The organism is Streptomyces sp. NPDC087901, assembly GCF_044742205.1.
Lineage (GTDB): Bacteria > Actinomycetota > Actinomycetes > Streptomycetales > Streptomycetaceae > Streptomyces.
In genome coordinates this window covers 29,317-35,297 of the sequence record NZ_JBIUUC010000004.1, presented here as the reverse complement: position 1 = coordinate 35,297, position 5,981 = coordinate 29,317, and the positions used below count along the sequence as shown (strand labels likewise).

3 protein-coding genes, 1 tRNA gene and 1 pseudogene are annotated in these 5,981 nt (G+C 69.1%); 4 read left to right on the top strand and 1 reads right to left on the bottom strand.

All coding sequences use genetic code 11. From position 1 onward, the window contains the following. The 4 genes and pseudogenes from ACIOEW_RS13850 to ACIOEW_RS13835 all read left to right on the top strand — a co-directional run. A pseudogene (locus ACIOEW_RS13850) lies at positions 1-250 on the top strand (RNA helicase); the annotation flags it as partial. 232 nt (positions 251-482) lie between these two features. Continuing rightward, positions 483-2,624 (top strand): FG-GAP-like repeat-containing protein, encoded by a 2,142-nt coding sequence (locus tag ACIOEW_RS13845; protein ID WP_401963934.1) that lies wholly within the window; start codon positions 483-485, stop codon positions 2,622-2,624. A 68-nt stretch (positions 2,625-2,692) separates the two neighbouring features. Beyond that, positions 2,693-4,330 carry an amino acid permease gene (locus ACIOEW_RS13840; RefSeq protein WP_401963932.1) on the top strand — a complete coding sequence of 546 codons (1,638 nt, stop codon included), beginning with the start codon at positions 2,693-2,695 and terminating at the stop codon, positions 4,328-4,330. A 91-nt stretch (positions 4,331-4,421) separates the two neighbouring features. Next, positions 4,422-4,495, top strand: a tRNA-Lys gene (locus ACIOEW_RS13835). A 266-nt stretch (positions 4,496-4,761) separates the two neighbouring features. Here ACIOEW_RS13835 and ACIOEW_RS13830 read toward each other — a convergent pair. After that, positions 4,762-5,154 (bottom strand): ATP-binding protein, encoded by a 393-nt coding sequence (locus ACIOEW_RS13830; RefSeq protein ID WP_401963930.1) that lies wholly within the window; start codon positions 5,152-5,154, stop codon positions 4,762-4,764. Positions 5,155-5,981: the final 827 nt, after the last annotated feature.

Genomic DNA, 5,981 nt, shown 5'->3' with positions numbered 1-5,981 from the left:
CAACGACCGTCCGGCGTTCAACCGCGACCGTCGTGACGAGCGCCCGTCCGGTGGCTTCCGCTCCGGTGGCGGCGACCGTCCGTTCAACCGTGACCGTCGTGACGACCGCCCGGCGGGCGGTTTCCGCTCCGGCGGCGCCGCCGACCGCCCCACCGGCCGTCGTGACGACCACCGCTCCACGGGAACCGGCACGAGCACCGGCTCCTTCGGCCGTCGTGACGACAAGCCGCGCTGGAAGCGCAACGGCTGATCATCCGATCGCCTGACTGCTGAACAGGACCCGCACATCACCTCGGTGATGTGCGGGTCCTGTTTCATTGAACGGGTTCGAATTTCCCTGTCGGTGCCTGTGAGGCTGCTGTTAAAGTCAGCCCACTCGCATGGGGAGTTGGGGCCGGGGGGCTTTTCACACTTCGCACAGACCGCGGCATGCGCTGCCGCGTCCTCCCCGTGTTCGATCCATCACCCGGGAGGGGACTGCTTTGACCACGTTCGTTCGTGGCCGTGCCGCACTGGTGGGGTCCGTAGTGGGAGCGACCGTTCTGACGACGGCCGTGCTCCCGGCCGAGGCTGCCCCCACCGCGGCTCCGGCCGTCGTGGCGACCGCCGGTACTAACGGCCTCGACTTCGCCGGCGGGCGGCTGAACACCGTGGAGCGGAGCCCCAGCGGTGACCAGGTGGTGTACGAGCGTCAGGTGTCGGCCGACGGCGTGACCGTGGCGGCCCGGGAGAGCCGCGGGTACGTGGGCTCCTACGCCAACGGCGCTCACTTCAGGAGCGTGCCCTGCGACGTGGGTGCCTGCGTGGAACTGGTCGGCGCGGGCAACGGGAGCTTCGGCGTCGTGTTCGTCGGCGGCGAAGGCGACGACGCCGGCCTGGAGAGCGTGCAGTACAGACTGTCGGGAACCTCGCACTACGGGGGCAAGCACTACCCGGCGGGCACCGCGAAGATCGTGGATCTGACCGGCCGCTCATGGGTCGTCAACGGCGGCTCGGCCACCGAACAGCAGGCCGGTGTGCACCCGAGCTACCGGTCCACCTCCGACCTCGTCGTCCGTAAGCCCACCGCCGCATCCGTCTGGGGCACCACGCTCTGGGCGGCGACCTCCACCGCCGGCGCGCTCACCGCCACCGATCTGGGGCAGCGGAAAGTCGTGCAGACGCTCGCCACCGGCGCCCCTTGCGTGATCAAGGAGGTGCGCACGGTCGGACGCTGGATCTACTGGAACTGCGGGACGACCGGCGCGGCCGGGGTGTACGACCGTACGGCGAAGAAGTCGTTCACCGTGCCGTCCGGGCCCGCTCTCGTCGGCGACGGGTACCTCGTCCGGCACGACCGGACCGCCGGGAAGCTGCTGCTGACCGACTTCCACACGGGCAAGGCCGCCGCTCCCCGGGCGGTGGCCGACCTGCCCGCCGGGAAGACCGCGGACCAGCGACGGCTGACCTGGGCGGTGGACAAGTTCGGCGGGGACATCGCCTACGTGGATGCCGCCCAGTCCATCCACATCGTGCCCAGCGGTGTGCCCGCACAGCCCCTCGCGAAGACGGCTTCCGATGTCGGTGAGACCTACATGGACATCAAGGGCCTGTACGGCCCGGAGGCGTGGCTCAGTACCTGGCAGTTCAACAAGCCCGTCACCTGGACGTACACCGTCAAGGACTTGACCGGCCGTACCGTACGCACCCTCAAGGGCGGCTCCGGCACCGAGACGGGCGTCGAGTGGGACGGCCGGACGGACGCGGGGAAGTTCGCCGGCAACAGCCGGCACACCTGGACCCTGCGGGCGACCGCGGAGGACGGCTCGGGGACGTACACCACCAGCGGGTCCATCACGGTGAGCGGCGGCACGGCGGGCTTCCACGACCAAGGCCTTCTCAGCACCGGTGACCTGGTCACCCTCAACCCGTCCGGTGGGCTGACCGTTCAGTTCGGGCAGACATCGGGCAGCTTCTCGGGCAAGAAGACCGGTACCGGCTGGCCGGCCGGCACCCTTGCCGTCCCGTTCGCGGACACCGGCAGCGACCGGTGCGCCGAACTGCTCGTACGGATCCCGGGCGGCGAGCTGCGCCAGTACACCGGCCGCTGCGGCAACTCGGGTTACACGCCGAAGAGCAGCCACACCACGATCGGCAAGGGCTGGCAGCAGTTCGACGTGCTGACCTCGCCCGGCGATCTGAACGGGGACGGCCGGGCCGACCTCCTGGCCCGGCAGACAACCACCGGCGACATGTACCTCCTCCCGGGGGCGGCCGGGGGGAAGTTCGCGCCGAAGGTCAGGATCTACACCAACTGGAAGACGTACGCCCAGATCACCGGCGTCGGCGACATCACCGGCGACGGCCGTGCCGACCTGCTCTGCCACGACCGCAAGGGCGGCCTGTGGCGCTACAACGGCCTGGGCAACGGCAAATTCGCGCCGCGGGCGCAGGTGTTCTCGGGCTGGGGGAGCTCGTACGACGCGATGGTGGGCGTCGGTGACCTGACCGGCGACGGAAAGAACGACATCGTCGTACGCGACACGGCGGGCAAGCTGTACCGCAACAACGGCAACGGCAAGGGCTCGTTCGGGTCCCGTACGCAGATCGCCACCGGGTGGAAGCCGTACATGGGGATCTTCTGAGGGGCTGACGGCCTACGCGGCCGGCAAGCGGCGCATGCCATGCCCCCGGCGAGGGAATCGCTGGGGGCATGACAATCAACCCCCGCGGTGCCCCGTCCGAGGAACCCGCCCCGACCGGCGCAACCGGTCTCGCGCCAGACGGTCTCGCGCCAGACGGTCTCGCGCCAGACGGTCTCGCGACCGACAGTGTCGCGACTGACGTCCTTCCAACCGGTCCGCCCGCCGGTTCCGACGAGGCGAGGCTGGCCGAACTCGGCTACACGCAGACGCTCGCCCGCAGGATGTCCGCCTTCTCCAACTACGCCGTCTCGTTCACGATCATCTCGGTGCTCTCCGGCTGTCTGACGCTGTACCTGTTCGGCATGAACACCGGCGGCCCCGCCGTCATCACCTGGGGCTGGGTCGGTGTCGGCCTCATGACGCTGTTCGTCGGACTGGCGATGGCCGAGATCTGTTCGGCCTACCCGACCTCCGCCGGTCTCTACTTCTGGGCGCATCGGCTGGCCCCGCCGCGATCCGCGGCGGCCTGGGCCTGGTTCACGGGCTGGTTCAACGTCCTCGGCCAGGTAGCCGTGACCGCCGGGATCGACTTCGGGGCGGCGTCGTTCCTGGGCGCCTATCTGAACCTCCAGTTCGACTTCCGGGTCACTCCAGGCCGCACGATCCTCCTCTTCGCCGCGATCCTGCTGCTGCACGGTCTGCTGAACACCTTCGGCGTGCGCATCGTCGCGATCCTCAACAGCGTCAGCGTCTGGTGGCACGTGTTCGGTGTCGCCGTGATCGTCGGCGCGCTGACCTTCGTACCCGACTCGCACCAGTCGGCGTCGTTCGTCTTCAGCGAGTTCGTGAACAACACCGGCTGGGGCAGCGGCTTCTACGTCGTGATGATCGGGCTGCTGATGGCCCAGTACACCTTCACCGGCTACGACGCCTCCGCCCACATGACCGAGGAGACGCACGACGCCGCGACCGCCGGCCCGCGCGGCATCGTCCAGTCGATCTGGACCTCGTGGATCGCCGGCTTCGTGCTGCTGCTCGGCTTCACCTTCGCCATCCAGTCGTACGACGGAGCCCTGGCCTCCCCGACCGGTGCCCCGCCCGCCCAGATCCTCCTCGACGCCCTGGGTGCCACCACGGGCAAACTCCTGCTCCTCGTGGTGATCGGCGCCCAGCTCTTCTGCGGCATGGCCTCCGTGACCGCCAACAGCCGGATGATCTACGCGTTCTCCCGGGACGGTGCCCTGCCGTTCTCCCGCGTCTGGCACACGGTCAGCCCCCGCACCCGCACCCCCGTGGCGGCGGTCTGGCTGGCCGCCATCGGCGCGCTGGTCCTGGGCCTCCCGTACCTGATCAACGTCACGGCGTACGCGGCCGTCACCTCCATCGCGGTCATCGGCCTCTACATCGCGTACGTCATCCCGACCCTGCTCCGCCTCCTGCGCGGCGACGACTTCCGCCCCGGCCCCTGGCACCTCGGCCGCTGGTCCCGGCCCATCGGCATCGTCGCGGTGGTGTGGGTGGTGGTCATCACGGTGCTCTTCATGCTCCCCCAGGTCTCGCCCGTCACCTGGGAGACCTTCAACTACGCTCCGGTCGCCGTCCTGGTGGTCCTGGGTTTCGCCGCCGCCTGGTGGTTCGCCTCGGCCCGGCACTGGTTCCTCAATCCGGATCACAAACGCACGATCGCCCGCAAAGCACCCCGCTGAACGGGGCCGCTGCCACGACGACGGGGCCCGGCAACCGATACCCGATCGGAGGCCGGGCCACGGCGGGCTATGCTCGGGGGTGATTCGCCGGGGGCCGTTAGCTCAATTGGTCAGAGCAGCGGACTTTTAATCCGTTGGTTGTGGGTTCGAGTCCCACACGGCCTACCGATCAAGGGCGGGGTACACCCCCTCCGACCCGGCACTGAGCGCCCTTTCTGGTTTCGGCCGGAAGGGGCGCTCGGTCGTTACCGGGCTGATGCGTGAGCGGATGCTCCGAGATGGCGGGGCATCCAGCGCCACTGCGCGGGGCCGGCAGGGACGTATGACGCTTCCAGGGCGTGCCCTTGTCTAGGTGCCGACTGTGAAGCGTCTCGCGGAAGAGGCCGACGGCCGGAGACCCGCCAATGGCCCGCACCCTCCCTTGAAGCCCACTACCGGGCGAGAAGGGCGCTTACGGTCTTGCCGCCGGCCGTCCGGCGGGTCACCGCGGTGGTGCGGGCGAGTCGGTTGACCATGGGCCAGCCGAATCCTCCAGTACCGCCGTTCAGGTCAGGGGTGCGCATGAGCGGCGCTTGCGGGCTGTGGTCATGTACGGCCACCTCGATGCTGTCCGGGTGCGCGGCGAGGTCCAGGGTGCAGGTGCCGCCGCCGTGGCGCAGGGCGTTGGTGACGAGCTCCGAGACCACCAGGACCACGGTGTCGGCAGTCTCAGCCGCGCTCGCCGGCGGTAGGAGACCTTCGAGGAAGTCCCGGGCGCTCTGGCGTGCTCCGGCAACGGATGCCGTGGAACGGGCGGCTGCCACGCTGACGCTCATTGTGTCCATCGGGTCACCCTGGTCCTTGGATCGTCACGCAGGTCCTGTCCGGCGGTGCTGATGCCCGGTCTGCGGTGTGTCAACCGCGCGAGCACCGACCGTGGCGCGCGCGCCCCGAGCCGTCATCCGTATGGCCGGACGGGGCGTCTGTGGGGTTCGCGGCATCGAGGCCGGCGTAACGGCGCTGGTCGGAGAGGGTGAGCCCGCTGGAGCCGGACCGCCGGGTACCCGTTCCGTGGCCGCTGCCGACTATCTCTCAACCTGGGCCACAAAAACCTGTGTCGGCCGTAGTAGACATTGGGCGATGGTGTGGCTATGGTTTTTCTCGTAGCCCAGAGAGACAGCGGGGCCCGACAGAGACGAACTGGCGGGCAGCAGTATCCGCAGTTGCAGTTCGCAGGACGGTGCGGCGGTGGAGTTTCGAAGCCAGGAATGTTGTAGGACGGCGACGGGACTGACGGCCGGACCGGGTGGCCCGCAGTGATCAGGGGCCGCCGTGAGCAGTGCTGAAGTTCACGTAGGAGCAGTACCCGCAAGTGCATTACCCAGCAGTGAAGTTGAGTGAGCGGTACCTCGGTGAAAGGCGTCGGCTGCGGGCGCGCGCATCGGGAGGTTCGGCAGTGGGGTTCTAAGCCAGAGCAGGCGCATGACGGGCGACGGGGCTGGCTGCCGAAGAGTGGCGCTGAGACAGGCCACAGAGCAGTACGCAGGTGAGCGGTACCTCGGTGAAAGGCGTCGATTGCGGGCGCGCGCATCGGGAGGTTCGGCAGTGGGGTTCTAAGCCAGAGCAGGCGCATGACGGGCGACGGGGCTGGCTGCCGAAGAGTGGCGCTGAG